Source organism: Citrobacter sp. Cf118 (assembly GCF_030334095.1).
Taxonomy (GTDB): Bacteria; Pseudomonadota; Gammaproteobacteria; order Enterobacterales; family Enterobacteriaceae; genus Citrobacter; species Citrobacter freundii.
In genome coordinates, this window is sequence record NZ_JAOWES010000082.1 from 74,105 (window position 1) to 92,739 (window position 18,635).

Below are 18,635 nucleotides of genomic sequence, written 5' to 3' on the forward strand. Positions count from 1 at the left end.
ACTCCTGTTAGTGTGGGCGACAAACCAGTGGGCCTATTTGCATAATCCCCTTTGCTGACACGGGATAGTCAAATTGCACGCGACAACTACCGGTGTCCGTATCAACGCGCAGCGTGTTGTGCTGCTCCAGTGTGTCGAACCAGGTCATCCCATCAAAACCAACGACAGACGACTGTCCTTTTCCGTTGATGGCGTAAGCCATGCTACCTTCAGGAATTGGCTTACCCTGATTGTCGACGAGGATAACCTGCGCAGCACGTACGGTGGTGATGCCAAAACTAACCAAAGTACCGGAACGATCTGCAGGCGTGGCATTCGTCTCAACGCGTGCGATCCGCATATTGGTGGGGAGATCCATCGGGTCAATACTGATCAGGTTTTTTTGATAACTGTTGAGCGGCGTGACCAGCAGTAGTCCCTGGTCATCGCTGCGACCAATCAGGTTATTTTGCAGTTTGACTGGAACATCAGGCACGCCGTCAGTTGAGACGACGGCAAAACCATTGTTGATTTCCCTTGCTGCAAACAAGCCGCCTCCCATGGTCACCAGCGATCCGGTTGCGCCTGCGTAGCCGTAATGGTTATCTGGTAAACGGCTGAATCCCGCGTACGCTTTACCATAACGCCCCAGATATCCTACTTCTCCCTGGCCACTTTGTCGGGAAGCCTGCTGACTGGCGGCCAGATTCCAGCCCCAACCGCCGTCGGCAGGCGGCGTCTTGCTGGCGTTGAGCTGATAGCCGGTTTCATCGTTGGTGCGTTGTAGCGTGCTGCTGGCGCTCAGATTGTTATCAGTGGTAATCGTTACCATCAGATAGAGACTGCGATCGCGGTTATCGTCAATGTTCTGGTTGAATCCGGCATTCAGTGAGATGTTGTCTGTAACGGATTTGAACCAGCTGGCGTTAGCGTAGCGCACCGCATTTTCGTGTGGATAACGAAACTGCAGGTAACTCAGGCTGACATTTCCGACAGATTCCAGCGAATAGCCAATGACCGTGTTGCTGTTAAGCGTTGGGGGCGGCTCACCATAATGGGTGGCGACATCGCGGTAATCGCCAGAAGTTGCCGTGGTACTGGTACTGAAATTAAACCGTTCGCCGGACCAACGATAACCAAAGCTATACAGAAATCCGTTCTGCCCTGAATCGCTACTTGCGGCAAGTGATGTCGAAAATGTGCCGCTGCGGGTTCCCGGGATCCAGTCGTTACTGAAGCCTGCGTTAATCAGTCCATCGCTGGTTTCCGCGTGAGCCCCGGCGGTCAACGTATTGCTAAACCCGCGACGCCATGTAGCGCTCAATACCGGTGCGCTGGCATAGTCAAAAGAGGAATAACCATAATTTTCGCGTACCGTGCCCAATTCTGCCGACCAGGCGGTTAATCCTTCCCGCAGGAGTTGCTGATCGTTGTAGAACGAGAAATTTTGTACGCTCGTTCTGCCCAGCGCGTCTGTCATCATCACCTGACCCGTTCCCGCGCCGCTGATGTTAGGCATGGTGTTGATCTGAAAACTACCTGCGGGGACTTCTCCGTTGTAGTACCTGACACCGTCCACGTACAGCTCAACGTTTGATGGCAACGTCGCGGATCCCAGATATGCAGGGAGCGGGGTGGTTGGCATATAGGGCTGTAAACCAAAATCGGTGCCTATCTGAATGCCGCCAATACGCGTAGGTCGGGACCAGATGAGTGAGCTTGTCAGGGTATCGCCAACGGTTAACGCCAACATCGTATCAGGAAATGAGGTACGCCAGCTGGTATCAAGGCGCTCAAAGCTGTTATCGGCGTATTCCTCAGTGGAGTACTGCGTCAACTGGGTGGTGCTGAGCACGCCGGCAGCATTGAAGGCGCGAAGTTCACTGAAGGTATTGATTGCGCTCTCATCCCCCTGCTGGGTATAGATATCATAATTGAGCAGCGCTCCGCGTGATGTTGTTGCCGTTGGCGTGGTTTCGGTAGGCGAGTTAAGCTGCGTGGTTGCAAGATCGAGTGAACTAAGTGGCGCAGTAAGCGAGAGCGTTTGCAACTGAACGTTGTAGTCAATGGTTAGCTGGGGGATATCGTTCAGGCAGACGGCGTTAGTGGCGTCTGGAGCAAAGCGAAAGCCCATTTTACTCAGGGTATCAGCTCCCGCATAAAGCTTTCCATTATCGTAGCCAAAATGTACCAGCCCAACGGGATTCCCATTCAAGGTGACATCGAGATACAAATCGACTCCCGTAATTTGTGAGGTGCTATTAATAACACCATTCTCACTCTGGTTATTATTCAGCGTTTGTGCGCAAACCATTCCCGATATTAATACTCCATTGAGAAAGCAATATTTCACCAGAAGCCAGAGTCTGTTACAGATCTTGTACTGTTTTTTGGCCATTGATTGTGACTTCAATTTTCCCGCCATAATGGTTATTACTGGCCGACGGGGAGACTATCCAGCGCTATTGTTGAGCCTGGTAAAACGTAGCCTAATAGTCCGGGTGTAATGACTTTTTTAGTACCGTCAGGGCTTATAAATGTTGCAGCAGATAACTGTGCATGCCCATTTCCCTGATTACTGACTTCAATGAATTTTTTGCCATCCAGTTGTTGTAATTTCCATTGCAGTTTTGCCTGCGTTTGTGCCGCTGATGTTGGTTGAATGAAAACGGGAACGGAATAATGCAGCACAAACTGAAGCTTATTTTTTTCTACTTTTGCAGGAGGTAACTCATCTATCGACAAACGATAAGCGTCTTCGGCATGTGCCGAGGGAGGGCTTGTGCGAATAACGCGAATTAACTGACGTTCTCCAGGGGCTAATGCCAACATCGGCGGGCTTATCACCAGCCCCTGAGAGGGGGAAAGTTTGTTGTCATAAGCACTTTGACTCCAGCGAAAAACCCGAACCTGGGCATTGAGCACATTTTCACCCGCGTTACTCAGCCAGATACCATCGGCATTTTGCGTCGCTTGCAACGTTAACGTGACCGGGGCTATTTGCAGCCCACTGGCGGTGGCAAGGTTGGCGCTCGCAACCATCCCTAGCAGGCATGCGCAGGCGCACTGCTTAACAGGCAGTTTTACTCTCATATAGCTTCCTGAAGTTAGTAGTTAACGTTAACCGTTACCGTGTCGGCATAGTCGTCAGGAGTGAAGTTGGCGCTCGGTGCGGTGGCATAAACAGTAAAAGTTTGCACCAGGCCGGTCCCTGTCGCTGCTACGCCATTCCCAGGTGCGGTGTCGGTGGCGGTATTTCCCCATACCGGACCTGTTGCTGACGTGCGATTTAGCTGATAGGGCACTTTATCGGTATTGGTGGCAGCGTTAGCCACAGAGGACATGGCGCCCGAGCCCGTCGTCGTCCCTCCATTGGCAGCCGACGGTGCCAGGCCGATAAAATAGGGCGTGGTTTTTGAGCAATTAATTGAAATAGTGTTGCTTGCACTGGTATTTGTCGCCGTGGTATTCACCGGACCAAGTGTGATATTTGAAGCCGAACCCGCTGTCACGGTACAGGCCTTTTGAATCGTCATCAGCACCTGAAATGTTCCGTTAACGGTTGCTGCATTTGCCACAGAGATAATGGAAAAGGCGCAGCAACAAAGAATTAAGCGTTTGTCTAAGACTAGAGCCATATCCTTTACCTTTTTCAAATAACCACATTTATTACTTTAGAAAAACAATAATGTGGCACAAGAAGACATAATTTAACCCTAGAATAAGTATTAGGTGTACGCCAGTTGATCTAATGAATTTTACTTAGGAAAAAGGTGATGTCGTCGACAAAAAAATAATACCAACGGGTGAGTATGTTGTTTTGTTTTTATGCTATGGCGGGTGTTAAGTCAGGAGAATAGGGGCAACATATTCCTTGGATGGTACTCAAAATAACCACCCAAAAAATGAGAGTCGTATGATTTATCTTACACGTATTACGTATTGGCTACGGGCTGTGGAAAATGACCTTATAACCTTGCTCATTCCAGTGTTGTAGCAGTTCATTTTGTCTGCGGGTTGGCGCGATACCGGTCCAGACAAAAAGCGTTTGCCCAGGGAAAAGTTCAGGTCTTGGCGATTCAATGGGTTCAGCCAGAACGGCAATATGCCAACCAGATTGCGATAAACGCCAGGCTTCGAGCCACAGACGGGTTCTGTCTTCAACATCCCAGGCCATCAGGAGAGCATCCTTTCCTGACTTGCGCCGTGTTTCAGACAGCAGTGTTGCAACATATTCAATCAATGCGCCATCAAGCATGCTGTTCATTATGCGGGATGTATTATGGTCAAGTATCAGCCGTTGACGTACGGGAAGATAAACGTGATCAATCAGCGCATCTACGGGGTGAACGCGACCGAGTGCGGTAATTTTGGCTCGCAGCTTCGGTGGATGCGCCATGCGAAGAATGCTCATCATCTCTTCTTGTACTTGATTCCAGTCGTCGTCAGCTTGACGGATACTGGTTTCCAGCAATGCCTTTACTTTGCCGACAGGTATGCCATTGCTAATCCAACGTTTTATTTCTTCAATACGCTGAATATCTTCTTCATCAAAGAGTCGGTGACCACCTTCACTGCGTTGAGGTTTCAGTAAACCGTAACGTCGTTGCCATGCCCGAAGGGTGACAGGATTTATCCCGCAACGTTCTGCGACATCCCCAATGCTGTAATAAGCCATAGTTCCCCCGAACACTCCTGATTCTCCGTCACCGATATGCGGTTCCTGCTACTTTGTACAACATGCACCAAATTGTACAAAACATATATAAGATTCTAGCAAAATTAAGATTTACTTTACTATCATACAAGGAGTAAATGCTGAGTTTTTATGTTCAGCATGAGGGCGGTTGTGATGATTGTTGATTTATAACAATGCGTTAGTTATTTTGACGCTGAGAAATCATTTTTCTCTGGCCATGCAACAGACGGAATACCATTCAGGCAGGCTTGTGCAAAAAGGTTACCCTGGAAGATTTCAATGCCCGCGGATTCAAGCCACATCCACTCTTCGGGTTTTTCAACGCCGACTGCGGAAATCATAATTTCCAGTGACGCGCAGCATTTGATAATTGCCTGAATGATAGCCTGCCGCGGTCCACTTTTATGCACATCCGTGATCAGCTCGCGGCTTATCTTAATTCGGTCGGGTTGAAAACGAGACAGAAGCTGAAGCCCGGCAAAACCAGCCCCAAAATGATCTATCGCCACACAGATCCCCGCTGCCTTGAGTGACTTCACGGCCTGCGCGAACGTATCAAAGCGAGAAATAACTTCACTTTCGGTAAACTCTACAATGATTTGTTCAGGCACCAGCCTGTGCGCAGCGATTTCGTTTATAAGAAAGCTGACTGCATTGGGTTTGTTTACCAGGGTCATGGGGAGCAGATTGACTGACAGCATTTTGTCGTTAAGTCCCAGCGCGCTTGCCATTGCAAAAGCAGTCTTTTTGCTCTGCAGATCCGCAGTATACAGTTCCTCAGGATTTAAGTTGTCAAAATAAGTTGCGGGCGTTTCACCGTCTCTACCACGAATAAGTGCTTCCAGGGCAATGACGCGTTGCGACATAGGATCGATAATTGGTTGAAAAGCAAAGCTGAAATCGATATCGGATGGGAGTGTGTTTTCATCCAGGAGAGTACAAGAGTTGTCGGCAATAAAACTCCAGCAATCCGGCGCTGGTATTTCAAAATAGCTCGATTTTTCCGTCGCAAGGACAAATGTGCGGAAAAACTGTAACGCCCTGTCATCATAGGTGAGCTGAAATTTTGATGTTCCCTTATTCAGCACAGCTTGCAGAACGTCATTGCGTTCATGTTTTTGTAGATCAAATAACTCCATTCCCACTTTTCCGAATCTTCTCGCAGGAGCGTAATCACACATCAGCTCAACGATATTGTGGTGCCGTGGATCGTTACAAATACAACAATAAATCTCTTTTACCTGCTCCTCAGGGCCTTCAAGCAGTTGGAAAAAGTGGTGACCGTTAAAGAGTAAGATTCCCGTAACATCAGATCGCCTGTTTTTGATATTTGCGGCTGTCACCATATCCTCAAGCGCTTTGATGGGGGCGTCATCACGTAGATGGCTGCGGTAAATAATGGTCGTGAGCATGGACAGTCCGGGAATAAGGGAGAGGAAGATATATGACAGTATCAGACAACCCAGGTTATGTCCTGATTTTAATACATTATTCTAACTTTAACTTCACAATTGAACGGTCTGATTAAGATGAAATTTAACCATGTTACGACGTGATTTGTACAGTGATCCTAATGTTTATATCAATCGATACAATTGTAAGTAATTGATTTATATTATTTAGCACATTTTGGTAAAAACAAATTAATCTTGTTGTACACATTTTTGGTACAACTTTGCTACTGTTATAAAACTTAATATTCACCAGCATTTTGATACAGGAGCATGACATGCAGCAGCATAACGTTCGCACTGATACTGCAAGCGCGATTTCTCGTTACTTTGCGAAGGCGCATCTGCCAACTCAACAGGAAACATTGGGAGAAATCGTCACTGAGATACTCAAAGATGGACGTAATCTGAACCGCAAATCACTTTGCACTAAGCTTTTGTGTCGTCTTGAAAAAGCATCAGGGGATAAAGAACAAAAACATTACAATGCGTTAATTGGCCTGCTCTTTGAATAAAATAAACCCCTTATATGATAGGGGCAAGTAGTGAAGGCGTTATGAAGAAAACTGATAGTGAACGCTTGAAACATGAAATTACAGGTTTGGCTGTGCTAGAAATTCTGCGAATGCATAGAGACGTTTCGTTAGCTGCAGTGATTAAGCAATTGCGACTTATGCAGGCCAGTGAAATAGATGGCACACGCAAGCAATTAATTGACAGCGTTATCAATGATTTTACAAACATTAATCCGGAGAAAATAAGCAGAAAACCGGATAAAACCAGAGATGAGAGTGCATTCAGTGCCAGCAAAAACCCTAAATTACATTAAAGATAATCTTCCAGACTATACAAGCGAGGTTACCATGCTCCATGAAATTAATGTCCACAACGTAATGACGGATAAAGCTTTATCAAGTTACTTCCATAATGCAGGTGAGCTATTAGCAGATGAGTCTGTGGTATTGGGGCAGGCGGTAACAAATGTAATTCTGGCAGGTGATAATGTTAATAATAAAAACATCATTTTAAGCCTGATTGGTTCTCTGGAGTCAACGGTTGACGTTGTCCAGGCAGATGTTATCAGAAAAACCCTGGAAATAGTATTGCGCTACACAGCTGACGACGTTTAATAAGTCTTCATATTAACAAAATATGTACAGTACCCTTGTTATATGCTGAAAGCCCTTATGCTAAGCATTTTTTGGATTAAGACTATACATAGCACCCCTCTAAATCAATTATGATTTTTCATTGAGGCCATAATGATGAACATCGTTCAGGAACATACTCTAAACGCAGAGTTATGGATTGATGATATTTTTATCAGGCAAGGGTTAAAGAATATTCTTGCAGATATCGTTTTTGAAGATGACAAGGCGCGACTTGTATTCTTTACCGCGAATCACTTTGAGGCGGTAAAAAAGCAAAATTACAATCTGAAAACGCATCGTCTGGTATTGCTGATTGATGGTCATTTGTATCAGTATCTTAATGATGTTTCGCTTTACAGACTACCAGTAGATATCGGAGTTGCCTCAATCAAACAATTTATTGTTGATATTACTCGTGCTGGTGGTAATCACGAGAATCAATCGGATTCAAATATCTCATTAACCGCGAGAGATAAATATATTTTAACGCAGTTAGGAGAAGGTCGAACTATTTTTGAGATATCCGCATTGTTAAATCTACACTTAAAAACGATTTACCAGGCCCGGCAGAATCTGATCAAGAAGCTTGGTTGTTCTGGGCTGATTGATTTTCAGGGAATACTGCGAGCGCAAATATTCCGCAACTGGCTGGAACATGCCTGAGTAAATCGACAGTTCGTACTTACTGTTGAGGGGGTACGACAGGGCTAATGGCCCTGTCGCGATATTAATAAAACTTCGCTACTCTGTCACCAGTTCATTGATACCCTTCTGCTGATGATGCTTTTTACTCAGCGAGAAGTAGCCAAATATTAGTGTTATTACCACGATACTCGCCATAATCAGGAAGATTTCCTGATAGCCCACTTTATCAAACAACTTACCGACAGGCAGCGACAGCACGATGATGCCAATGGAACTGGCGATATTGAAGCCAATAAGATATATCGTTGACGACAGGCGCTTATCAAAATTCGCTACGCTGAATTTAAACACTGAAATAACGAACAGTGGGACCTCCAGCGCATGGAGCATTTTAATCAAGGAGATAATATATATATCGGTGAACAGTGCTGAACCCAGGATTCGACAGGTCATGATTGTTCCACCCAGCAGCAATGCGGATTTAGGCCCGATGCGGTTAATCAGGAACGGAACCAGCGCCATACCGACGGCCTCCATAAAGACTTGTACCGAGTTGAGGTAGCCGTATACGCGTGGTGCCAGTTCGGGATCGTCAAATAAGCTGGCGTAAAACACCGGGAACATCTGCTGATCGTAGATGCTATAGAACGACCAGGTGCCGACGACAAAGATGACGAAAAACCAGAACTGCGTATCTTTAAAGATAGTGAGAAAATCCTTTCGGGTCAGCGCGTCGGGTTCAGGAGAACGCGTTTTTACAGACGATGGGGCGGGTGAGTTGGTTTTGAACACCACGTTAATTAACAGGAATAACACCCCCATAACCGATACGCACCAGAAGTTAATGTGTGGGTTGATGCTGAAGAAGATACCGCCAACAAAAGTCCCTGCGGCGTAGCCAAGCGATCCCCACAAGCGGGCGGTGCCGAATTCAAAGTTGAATTTGCGGCTCACTTTTTCGACGAAGCTTTCTACCAGACCACAACCCGCAAGATAGCCAAGGCCAAAGAAAATGGCTCCCAGCGCCATACCAAGCTTGAAGTTGGAGACCAGCAGCGGTTCATAAACATAAATCAGGAACGGACCGCTGAGCGTGATGACAGTCCCCATCATCCAGATAAGGGGTTTGCGGGTACCGAGCTTATCCTGCAGAAAACCGTAGCCCAGCATAAACAGCATGCTGAAAAACTGGTTTACGGCATACAGCATTCCCAGCTCCGATCCGGACAGGCCAAGTTTATTTTTTAGCCATATTGCATAAAAAGACCACCACAACGACCAGGCGGCAAAGAAAAAGAGCAGATACCCGGATGAGTATCGATATTTATCATTACTGAACGGCATATTTATCTTCATGATTTTTCCAATCCAGATCAGGTCATTGTAAGGTCTTTCTGATAAGACGTAACAGTGCGCTTTATTACGGGGTAATCGTTCTCCGTAGCGACGGTTGTGACTGAATAAAGCTGCTCAGGTGTTGGCTGTCGGGAAACGCGCTTAGCGCGCCACGCCGGGTGGTCGCCAGAGCACCACAAGCGCTGGCCTGCTCGATAAGCGGAAGTAGCGTTGACGTCGATGTGGGCCAGCCTTCTCCGGCGAGTGCCGCCAGCAGCCCGGCCATAAAGGCGTCACCGGCGCCGGTGGTATCGATGCTGTCGACGCTATAGCCGCTTAAAGTCAGCCTGCTGTTCTGCCAGAAAACGATAGCGCCATCGGCACCGCGGGTTATGACTTTCAGGCGCGCGGGAAAATCAGCCAGGCATTCGCAGGCGCTACTGAGACAGTCGGTTTGTGTTAGCCACAGCAGCTCTTCTTCCGACATCTTCAGAATGTCGCTCTGCCGGGCAAACTCTCTGACAAGGTCAAACATCTGCATTTCGTTGCTCCACATCTGCGGACGTAGATTGATGTCAAAGCTCAGCGAGCCACCGGCCTGGCGCATAGCCGCCATCGCCTGGGTAAGCGTGGCTCGGCAGTCAGGGGCGACCAGCGCCAGCGAGCAGAAGTGCAGAATATCGGCACCAAAGTCGGGCAGGCTCGCCGGGCTGAGAAATTGATCGGCAGACGGATTAACCAAAAACTCAAACTGCCGCTCACCGTTGGGAGCTAGTGAAACCAGTACGGTACTGGTGTGCTGTTGTGCATCAAACTCCAGACTTCCTGTATCCACCTGCGCTGTTACCAGCGTCTGATGCAGAAAGCGGCCAAAAGTGTCATTGCCCACACGGCCGATAAAGCCGCTGTCATGGCCGAGGCGGGCGACGCCGATTGCCACATTGAAGGGCGCGCCTCCCGCACAGGCTTCAAACTGCATATTGTCGCGCGGTAGCAAATCCACCACGGCATCTCCGAGCGTCCAGATTGTCATTATTTTTCCCCAAAGCAGTGAGACGGGTGTTTAATTGGCGGCGAGCGGCCAGGCATGCCCGTTATTAAAAATGGCGTGTCCGTTCTGGCTAAATAAGGTCAGTTGGCGATCGTCCGGTTCAGGATAAATACGGCTGCTGAGGGTGTACTCGCCGTGATTAACAAAGACTTCTACCGACGAACTATCGATAAATAGACGTAGGTCCAGCACATCATTGGCGGGCAGCGGTATGCTACGGCAGCCCGAGAGGCCGTGTTGCGGATAGCGGCGTTCAAGCACCAGACGCTGTGCCTGGGTATCGACGAAGACGCGCAGCCCGTCACCCAGCGCGATGCCATACTGTTCAGCATGGCTGCGGGCGATATCGAGGCTCAGTTCGACTTCGAGAGCATGCGCCTGTTCTTCTACCATCAGGGTGCGATTGTTCAGGTCACTGACCGGCCAGACATGAAGCTGACCGCGTAATGCCTCCAGCTCTTTGACCGGGTTCATGCGCAGCCGCAGATCTGCATCGAGCGTCACTTCCCGGGGAAGAGTAAGCATGCCCGCCCAGCCGTCGGCCTGTTCTGGCATCGGCGACTCCCACATGGATAGCCAACCGATCACCACGCGGCGACCGTCCGGAGTGATAAATGATTGAGGGGCGTAAAAATCATGCCCGTGATCCATCTCCTGGAAGGGTTGGGTAACGTGGAACTGATGGTCATCCTGCCATTCGCCGACCATATAGCCGCTCTGGAACAGGTTACGGTAATCGTATCCGTCCGCGGCGATGCCCTGCGGCGAGAACATGAAGACGAGTTTATTGTCCAGCGGGAAGAGGTCCGGGCACTCCCACATGTAGCCCATGCCGTCATCGGCCTGGGCGAGCGTACTGGCAAACTGCCAGTGCTGCAGATCCTGCGAGCGATAGAGCTGTACTTCTCCGACGTCGTCGACCCGGGCACCCACCACCATGTACCAGCGGTCTCCCTCTTGCCAGACTTTCGGATCGCGAAAATGGTGTACGCCTCGCGGGGTATTCAGAATCATGCCCTGGCGTTCAAAGTGAATCCCGTCGGTGCTGGTAGCCAGGCACTGTACCTGATACAGGTTTTCCTCTTTCGCTTCGCCGTCGAATTTGTGCCCGGTGTAGATCAGGGCCAGTTTATTGCCGTCAACCACCGCTGAACCGGAAAAACAGCCGTCTTTATCTTCCGGCCCTTCTGGTGCCAGTGCGATGGGTAAGTGCTCCCAGTTCACCATGTCGCGGCTGCGCGCATGGCCCCAGTGCATTGGCCCCCAGACCGGTTGCCACGGATAGTGCTGATAGAACGCATGGTAGTAACCATCGAACCAGGACAGGCCGTTAGGGTCATTCATCCAGCCCGCCGGAGGGGCGAGGTGATAGCGCGGATACCAGCGCGGATTGATACGATCTTTTTGCTGGTTTAGGGCCTCGTTGGCCGCGGCGAGTAATGCTGTCATTTGCTTGTCCCTGTCAGTGAATTGAGCAAAAGATAACGTTAACATTCTCGGTTTTCTCGCGGAATTGATGGTAATATCGATGTTAATCACAAAAGTTAACGTTAACATTTTGCGGGTGTTATCAAGATCGCATTTTCAGACCCGGAAGGGTGAACGCCGTCAAAGGAGAGGGTATGGCATCTTTAAAGGATGTGGCGCAACGGGCTAACGTCTCGTTAATGACCGTATCGCGAGCGATTAACGAGCCCGAACGACTGCGGCCAGAAACCTATAAAAAGGTGATGGAAGCGGTAGATGCGCTGGGGTATGTCTCCGATCTCTCCGCGAAAAAAATTCGTGGCGCGAAAACCACGGCTAACACTATCGGGGTGTTAGCGCTGGACACCATGACCACGCCGTTTTCCGTGGAGATAACGCTCTCTATCGAAGAGACCGCGCGGGCGCACGGTTGGAATAGCTTTGTGGTGAATATGTTCAGCAATGACCAGCCAGAGAAAATGGTGGATCTGCTGCTGGCGCATCGCCCTGACGGCATTATCTACACCGCGATGGGGCTGCGTCAGGTTCCGGTGCCGGAAAAGCTGCATAAGTATCGCTGCGTGCTGGCGAACTGCGAAAGCATCAGTGGCCCTTTTCCCACCTATATTCCTGATGATGAGCAAGGGCAATATCTTGGCGTGAAAGCGCTGTTGGCCGCAGGCTATCGTCGGCTGCTGTGCATACACCTGCCAAAAGGGATTGTGGCCACCGATCGCCGCCGGGCGGGAATGGAGCGCGCCTGTCGTGAAGCGGGCGTAGACCCTGATGCCATGTTCCACCACTATCTTCCGGCGGGCGAGAGTCACCATATTGATGCGGCGGAGATTGCCGGGCATTACCTGAGTGGCACGCGTCCGATGTTTGATGCGGTGGTATGCGGTAACGACCGCGTGGCTTTTGTTATCTACCAGGTCTTGCTGGGGCGAGGGCTGCGCATTCCGCAGGATGTTGCCGTACTGGGCTATGACAACATGGTAGGCACCGGCGAGCTGTTTTTGCCGCCGCTATCCACAGTACAGCTGCCGCATTATGAAATTGGCCGTCTCAGTGCACTGCATCTTATCCAGGGGCTCGATCACCGCGATACCGTGCGGGTAGACAGCCCCTGGCTTCCGCGCGCCTCAATATGATTAACCCAACCGCTTCCTTTCATCAACCGGAGGAATGAGTGCATTATGTGGAGGGAATCGCTAATTTGCTGGTGGATGTTACAAAGCTGAAACGTGGAGGTACTGTTAAGTCACTGTTTAGCGCACAAGGCTCAAAGTTGGGTCGTGTATTAAACGCTCGCCGAAATTTTGGGTTTCAATAAAATAACCGTTATTTATTAATGTTAACGTATCAACACATTGTAAATTTGGCTTAGTGGAAGAGATAGCCGTTAGCCAGTTTGTTGAGTATGTATGCAGGCGGTCTTTTGGCTGTATATCTCTGGTAGTTACTCTTGACGAGGAGAGCTTTTTGCCCCTAAAAATTGCCCAATGCGACTAACGGTCAAATAAATTGCCGATTTCTCTAAAAAAAATGATCAACGTGCCGATACACTGACAGGATATGTCAGCATTTTATATATAATTCATGTCAGGAAAACAGAAAAGTAGGTGCTTATGGCTGATTCAGCAAGGAGTTGCTCAGCAGAACGTTTAGTCGATATCCTAATAGAGCTACAAACTTGTGGCGTTGTGAATCGCTATCAGTTGATGAAGAAATTTAATATCACTGAACGAACGGTCTATCGTGATCTTAATATGCTTTCCTCCTTTATTGAGGGGTGTGGTGGCGGAGAGTATCGATTGATACCGATTCGAGCGCAGAATAATAGCGCCTATGCCCTTCATGATCCACTGGCAAAGCTGCTGGACGCCGACGCGGTTTTTCCTGACAGAGATGAGGATTTTTGGCTTAGCTTAGAGAAAAGAGCTGCAGAACAGCATGTTAGAGTTCAGTTTGGTCGTCCTGAGCATTCAGTCAGAAATGATTTGCGAAAGTATTTTAACTTATTAGAAAAAGCGATTCAGAAAAACAGCGTCTGTCATATTTTATATAAAGACAAAACGCGCACCGTTCATCCTTATAAATTAGCTAACCAGAAAAATATTTGGTATCTGCAGGCGACTGAGGACGGGAAACTAAAGTCTTTTTCGTTAAGTAAAATTCGGTGGTTGGATATCCGGAAAGAGCATTTTGCTGTCGATACACCCACACTGTCATTAATTGATGAGCATCGCGATCCTTGGGTGAGTGAAGAGACGTTTGAGGTGCGGGTGCGTATTAAACACAGTATTGCTGGCTACTTCTTAAGACGAGACTTACTGCCTCAGCAAGAATTGATTCGCGAAGAGAATGATGGCGTGACTTTGCTTTGCAAGGCAGCACATGAGAATCAAATTATTCCACTAATTCTATTCTGGTTACCGAATATAGAAATTCTGGAACCAGAATGGTTGAAAAAAACGGTCATCAACTTACTGCATAACTACATCACTGGCGATCGCGACTCAGTTCCTGTTCAGGAATGTGATGCGTAGCGGGTAACAACGACTTATTGCACAGGAGATTATTATCTATGGCATTACCATTCATTATTCTGGGCGTCGCGGCAGCGGCAACGGCGTTTGGCGGCAAAAAAGCTTATGATGGCTATCAGAAAAAATCGGAAGCTGATGATGTATTAGATCGCGCGCAGCGTCGCTTTGATAAGCATAAAGAGAGCTTTGATCTGGCAAATGAAACAACGTCGAAAAAACTGGCCGAACTGGGTGAAAAAGAGCTGGAAATCGGTAAAGATTTCAATGAGTTTAAAACGATTGCCGACGATCTGCTGGCGCGTATGGCGATAGATGGGCATAAAGATCTTCGTCTGAAGGTACCACAGCATAACATCAATAAAATTCAGAATCTGGCGATTTCCGCCACGGAATACCTGACGACGGTCGTCGGAGCCGGGGTTTCTGGTGCTGCCGCTGGTTTTGCCGTGTACAGCGGCGTGATGGCGTTTGCCGCAGCTTCTACCGGTACGCCGATCGCCGCCCTGTCTGGTGCGGCGGCGTATAACGCCACAATGGCGGCGATTGGTGGTGGTTCCCTGGCCGCAGGTGGTTGGGGGATGGCGGGCGGCGCGATGGTGCTTGGCGGTGCAGTGGTGGCTCCGCTGATTGCTATTGCGGGCTGGGCTTACGATAGCCATGCCGAAAAGGCGCTTAACAATGCTTATCAAAGCTCCCGTGAAGTGACCGCGGCGGTGGAAAAAATGAATGCGGCTGAAGCGCAGCTGACGAAGGTGCAGCAGTATGTAAATAGCATTTATGAATCAATAACCCGTATGCATAGCGTCTTTATTCAGCATTACTTTGAGCCGCTGAAAGCGATGCATGCCATCATTGTTGAACGTCATGAGAAGAATATCACTACCGAGATTAGTGAGTCGGAAGAGATCATGGCGATTATCGACCATGGTTATGAATTAGCCGCCATCATGACCGACGTGATCACCACGCCGCTGTTCAAGCCGGTGACGCAGGAAAACGGTGAAGCCATTATCGAAGATGGGGTGATCCAACTGCAGACCGACAGCAATGGTATGAACCTGCTGAACAAAGAGATTCTGGACGAAAAACTGGCGGCTTCTGCTTCTGAGTTTGACGCATTTTCTTCTCGTATTTAATCGACTCGCCGGGCGAATCTGCCCGGCATTGCTATGGGCGAGCACAATGAACACAGCCAGGTTTGACTGGGGTGAAGAGTTACATCAGACGGTGGTCAAGAGTCTGACCACCTCTTTTGGGTTGGATTTTTTCTTGCTGGAGGATAAACACGGCGGCGATGTGAATACCATTCATAACGCTCGCGAGGGAGTGTATGCTACCGATGCCGAGCGTCAACGGTACGAGCAACGTGAAGGGTATGATTCTCATCATTACCATAGCCACGAAAACTACATTGCCACCAACCAGGCGGGAAAAAAGGCGCACGAGGCCGGTACGTTGACCGATACCTACACCGGTGAGAAATTTGCGGCTAATGATAAAAAGAACCTCGACCATATTATTGCCGCCCATGAAATTCACAACGATCCAGGGCGTATCCTTGCCGAATGCGATGGTGCCGATCTGGCTAATGATTCATCAAATCTGACCTTCACGAATGAGTCGCTGAATAAGGCGAAGAAGGCGAAAACGATGGATGCCTTCGTGCAAACGCTACAAGAACAGCATGCTGTGACCACGCAGGAAATTGCCCGTTTGCGCAGCCAGCCAACGCTTTCCGAGCAAGAGCAAAAACAACTGAATAAGCTGGAAAATAAAGCTGCCGCCGATTTTGAACGGATGAAAGAGGCCGACAAAAAGGCGCGGGCAAAATACAACGGTACGATCAATGGGGAATATTACACCAGCAGCAAGTTTGCGAAGAATGTCGCCACCGCCACAATGAACAATGCATTTCGCATGGGAACGCGGCAGATGTTGGGGCTGGTTCTGGCAGAGACCTGGTTTGAGTTCCGCGAGCGTATTCCCGTGATGTTTGAGAAGCATCGTCGTTCATTCGATGCCGGAGACTTCCTGCAAGATGCGGCGGAGGCATTACGCGCAGTCTGGCAGCGAGTGCAGGGTAAATTCAGCACTTTCCTGACGTCCTTTAAAGACGGTGCCATCGGTGGCGTGCTCTCCAGCATTACGACGACGCTCTTCAATATCTTCTTTACGACTAAGAAGATGATGGTGCGCCTGATTCGTGAGATGTGGAACAATTTGGTACAGGCCTTTAAAGTTATGGTCTTTAACCCTGAGGGGTTAACGCCGGGGCAGCTAGCTAAAGCGGTGAGCAAGCTGGTGGCTGCGGGTGTGGCCGTGGCTGCTGGGGTGGTGGTTAATGATGCTTTAGCCAAGATGCTCGTCTTTCCTTTTGGTCCGGAACTGGCCGCGTTCTGCGGTGCGCTGGCGACAGGTATTCTGACGCTGGTAATGAACTACTTCCTGGAACACAGCGCATTGATGAAAAAGGTCTGGGCGTTTCTGGATACGTTTAAAGATAAGTATCAAAAAGCACTAGAGTATTATCAGCAGGTGAATGTTGAACTCGATCGTTATCTACTGGAGCTTTCGGCGTTAGAGTTTGCTATTGATACGTCTGCGTTATCGCGTTTCTCGCTGCATCTTAACGCGGTGAATAGTGAAATTGAGCGCGGTTTGTTGCTGCGTGCAGAGGTTGAGCGCCGTAATATTACGCTACCGTTTGAAGCAGGGAATACCCGCTCTGTGCGTAGCTGGTTAAGTAAGCTATGACGCTAACGCCCGCGTTTCCCTGTAACCAGTGCGGCGCTTGTTGCCGCCACGTCGATCGCGCCAGTGAAACGCGATTTCTAGATCGCGGTGACGGCATTTGTCAGCACTATCAGATGGAGACAAAGCTGTGTGCGATTTATGAAACACGTCCGCTTATTTGCCAGGTAGAGAAGCAGTATCAGCTTAACTACCAACAGCAATATAGCTGGCAGGAGTTCATTACGCTTAATCGTGAAGCGTGTTTAATTCTGGAGAAACTGTAGGACGGTCTGCTTCACGAAGGAGCCAGTGTCAATATGTACTCATTTTTGACGGTGTTGTGACGAGATGAGTTGAGACGCAATGAAAACAAAAATCCACGCAATTGCGTGGATTTTATAGCTTTTTGCGATTTTTATGAGATGTGTTGAGATCTCATGAGACAACAAATTTAGACATTGAACAGGAAGTTCATGATATCGCCATCTTTGACGATATAGTCCTTACCTTCGGCACGCATTTTCCCAGCTTCTTTCGCACCTTGCTCACCTTTATAGGTGATGAAATCTTCAAACGCGATGGTTTGTGCGCGGATAAAGCCTTTCTCGAAGTCGGTATGGATTTTACCGGCTGCCTGCGGAGCCGTGGCACCGACAGGAATGGTCCATGCACGGACTTCTTTCACGCCAGCGGTGAAGTAGGTCTGCAGGTTCAGCAATTCGTAACCAGCACGGATAACGCGGTTCAGGCCCGGCTCTTCCAGACCCATTTCAGCCATGAATTCTTCACGATCAGCATCATCTAGTTCTGCGATGTCAGCTTCAACGGCAGCGCAAACGGCAACCACAACAGAACCTTCGGCAGCCGCGATTTCGCGCACTTTGTCGAGGTACGGGTTGTTCTCAAAACCGTCTTCGTTGACGTTAGCGATATACATGGTTGGCTTCAGGGTCAGGAAGCTCAGGTATTTGATGGCCGCTTTGTCTTCGTCAGTCAGCGTTTTTAGCGCGCGCAGCATGCCGGCGTTTTCCAGCTGTGGCAGGCATTTTTCCAGCGCAGCCAGTTCCGCTTTCGCGTCTTTGTCGCCGCCTTTTGCCTTCTTCTGCACACGATGGATAGCGCGCTCACAGGTGTCGAGGTCGGACAACGCCAGCTCGGTATTGATAACCTCGATGTCGTCAGCCGGATCCACTTTGTTATTAACGTGGATGATGTTGTCGTTTTCAAAGCAACGCACCACGTGGCCGATAGCTTCGGTTTCGCGGATGTTGGTAAGGAATTGGTTACCCAGACCTTCACCTTTGGACGCGCCTTTTACCAGACCGGCAATGTCGACGAATTCCATCGTTGTAGGCAGGATACGCTGTGGTTTGACGATTTCGGCCAGCTGATCCAGACGCGGATCGGGCATCGGGACAACACCCGTGTTCGGCTCGATAGTACAGAACGGGAAGTTTGCCGCTTCAATACCCGCTTTTGTGAGCGCGTTGAACAGGGTGGATTTGCCTACGTTTGGCAAACCGACGATACCGCATTTGAATCCCATGTTTAAATCACCTTAATCTTTTGATATTC

Annotated in this window: 17 protein-coding genes and 1 pseudogene; 9 read left to right on the forward strand and 9 right to left on the reverse strand. The window is 49.0% G+C overall.

The features are described 5' to 3' along the window. Positions 1-7: 7 nt before the first annotated feature. The 5 genes and pseudogenes from OGX67_RS10020 to OGX67_RS10040 all read right to left on the reverse strand — a co-directional run bounded on the left by OGX67_RS10020 (position 8) and on the right by OGX67_RS10040 (position 6,090). Positions 8-2,293 (reverse strand): fimbria/pilus outer membrane usher protein, encoded by a 2,286-nt coding sequence (locus OGX67_RS10020; protein WP_257651132.1) that lies wholly within the window; start codon positions 2,291-2,293, stop codon positions 8-10. A 55-nt stretch (positions 2,294-2,348) separates the two neighbouring features. Then, a pseudogene (locus OGX67_RS10025) lies at positions 2,349-3,072 on the reverse strand (fimbrial biogenesis chaperone). A gap of 14 nt (positions 3,073-3,086) precedes the next feature. Then, positions 3,087-3,617: a Csu type fimbrial protein gene (locus tag OGX67_RS10030; RefSeq protein ID WP_003020867.1), complete on the reverse strand. Its 531-nt coding sequence runs from the start codon at positions 3,615-3,617 to the stop codon at positions 3,087-3,089. A gap of 308 nt (positions 3,618-3,925) precedes the next feature. Next, positions 3,926-4,657, reverse strand: a complete 732-nt coding sequence (locus OGX67_RS10035; RefSeq protein ID WP_049002309.1) for a MerR family transcriptional regulator — start codon at positions 4,655-4,657, stop codon at positions 3,926-3,928. 203 nt (positions 4,658-4,860) lie between these two features. Then, a complete protein-coding gene (locus OGX67_RS10040) occupies positions 4,861-6,090 on the reverse strand; it encodes a diguanylate phosphodiesterase (RefSeq protein WP_103798133.1) in 1,230 nt (409 codons plus the stop codon). 317 nt (positions 6,091-6,407) lie between these two features. Here OGX67_RS10040 and ycgZ point away from each other — a divergent pair, with 317 nt between their 5' ends. From ycgZ to OGX67_RS10060, 4 genes are all read left to right on the forward strand, one after another. Beyond that, positions 6,408-6,644, forward strand: coding sequence for a regulatory protein YcgZ (gene ycgZ, locus OGX67_RS10045; RefSeq protein WP_257651134.1), 237 nt, complete (start codon positions 6,408-6,410; stop codon positions 6,642-6,644). Positions 6,645-6,685: 41 nt separating this feature from the next. Then, entirely contained in the window at positions 6,686-6,958 is a 273-nt protein-coding gene (locus OGX67_RS10050; protein WP_003844030.1) for a hypothetical protein, read from the forward strand. 34 nt (positions 6,959-6,992) lie between these two features. After that, the gene (locus tag OGX67_RS10055) at positions 6,993-7,259 is read left to right on the forward strand and encodes a biofilm development regulator YmgB/AriR family protein (protein ID WP_003020849.1); all 267 of its coding nucleotides are present in this window, start codon (positions 6,993-6,995) and stop codon (positions 7,257-7,259) included. A gap of 132 nt (positions 7,260-7,391) precedes the next feature. Beyond that, positions 7,392-7,943, forward strand: a complete 552-nt coding sequence (locus tag OGX67_RS10060) for a LuxR C-terminal-related transcriptional regulator (protein ID WP_003020846.1) — start codon at positions 7,392-7,394, stop codon at positions 7,941-7,943. Positions 7,944-8,021: 78 nt separating this feature from the next. On the opposite strand, the gene OGX67_RS10065 is transcribed toward OGX67_RS10060, so the two are convergent. The 3 genes from OGX67_RS10065 to OGX67_RS10075 all read right to left on the reverse strand — a co-directional run bounded on the left by OGX67_RS10065 (position 8,022) and on the right by OGX67_RS10075 (position 11,760). Continuing rightward, on the reverse strand, positions 8,022-9,281 hold the full coding sequence (locus OGX67_RS10065) for an MFS transporter (RefSeq protein ID WP_257651135.1): 1,260 nt from the start codon (positions 9,279-9,281) through the stop codon (positions 8,022-8,024). 64 nt (positions 9,282-9,345) lie between these two features. Further along, positions 9,346-10,293, reverse strand: coding sequence for a PfkB family carbohydrate kinase (locus OGX67_RS10070; protein ID WP_257651136.1), 948 nt, complete (start codon positions 10,291-10,293; stop codon positions 9,346-9,348). Between the two features lie 30 nt (positions 10,294-10,323). Then, complete coding sequence (locus tag OGX67_RS10075) at positions 10,324-11,760, reverse strand: glycoside hydrolase family 32 protein (protein ID WP_257651137.1); 1,437 nt, start codon at positions 11,758-11,760, stop codon at positions 10,324-10,326. 173 nt (positions 11,761-11,933) lie between these two features. Here OGX67_RS10075 and OGX67_RS10080 point away from each other — a divergent pair, with 173 nt between their 5' ends. From OGX67_RS10080 to OGX67_RS10100, 5 genes are all read left to right on the forward strand, one after another. After that, positions 11,934-12,929 carry a LacI family DNA-binding transcriptional regulator gene (locus OGX67_RS10080; RefSeq protein ID WP_003020837.1) on the forward strand — a complete coding sequence of 332 codons (996 nt, stop codon included), beginning with the start codon at positions 11,934-11,936 and terminating at the stop codon, positions 12,927-12,929. A gap of 477 nt (positions 12,930-13,406) precedes the next feature. Beyond that, positions 13,407-14,327 (forward strand): helix-turn-helix transcriptional regulator, encoded by a 921-nt coding sequence (locus OGX67_RS10085; RefSeq protein ID WP_032949433.1) that lies wholly within the window; start codon positions 13,407-13,409, stop codon positions 14,325-14,327. A gap of 38 nt (positions 14,328-14,365) precedes the next feature. After that, positions 14,366-15,463 carry a chemotaxis protein gene (locus OGX67_RS10090; RefSeq protein ID WP_286526434.1) on the forward strand — a complete coding sequence of 366 codons (1,098 nt, stop codon included), beginning with the start codon at positions 14,366-14,368 and terminating at the stop codon, positions 15,461-15,463. A 46-nt stretch (positions 15,464-15,509) separates the two neighbouring features. Next, positions 15,510-17,081, forward strand: a complete 1,572-nt coding sequence (locus OGX67_RS10095; protein ID WP_257651139.1) for a cobalamin adenosyltransferase — start codon at positions 15,510-15,512, stop codon at positions 17,079-17,081. Then, positions 17,078-17,344, forward strand: a complete 267-nt coding sequence (locus OGX67_RS10100; protein ID WP_257651140.1) for a YkgJ family cysteine cluster protein — start codon at positions 17,078-17,080, stop codon at positions 17,342-17,344. Before OGX67_RS10095 ends, OGX67_RS10100 begins: the two co-directional genes overlap by 4 nt. 167 nt (positions 17,345-17,511) lie before the next feature. Here the strand turns inward: OGX67_RS10100 and ychF are convergent, their stop codons facing one another. Then, complete coding sequence (ychF, locus tag OGX67_RS10105; RefSeq protein ID WP_003020818.1) at positions 17,512-18,606, reverse strand: redox-regulated ATPase YchF; 1,095 nt, start codon at positions 18,604-18,606, stop codon at positions 17,512-17,514. Between the last annotated feature and the right edge of the window lie 29 nt (positions 18,607-18,635).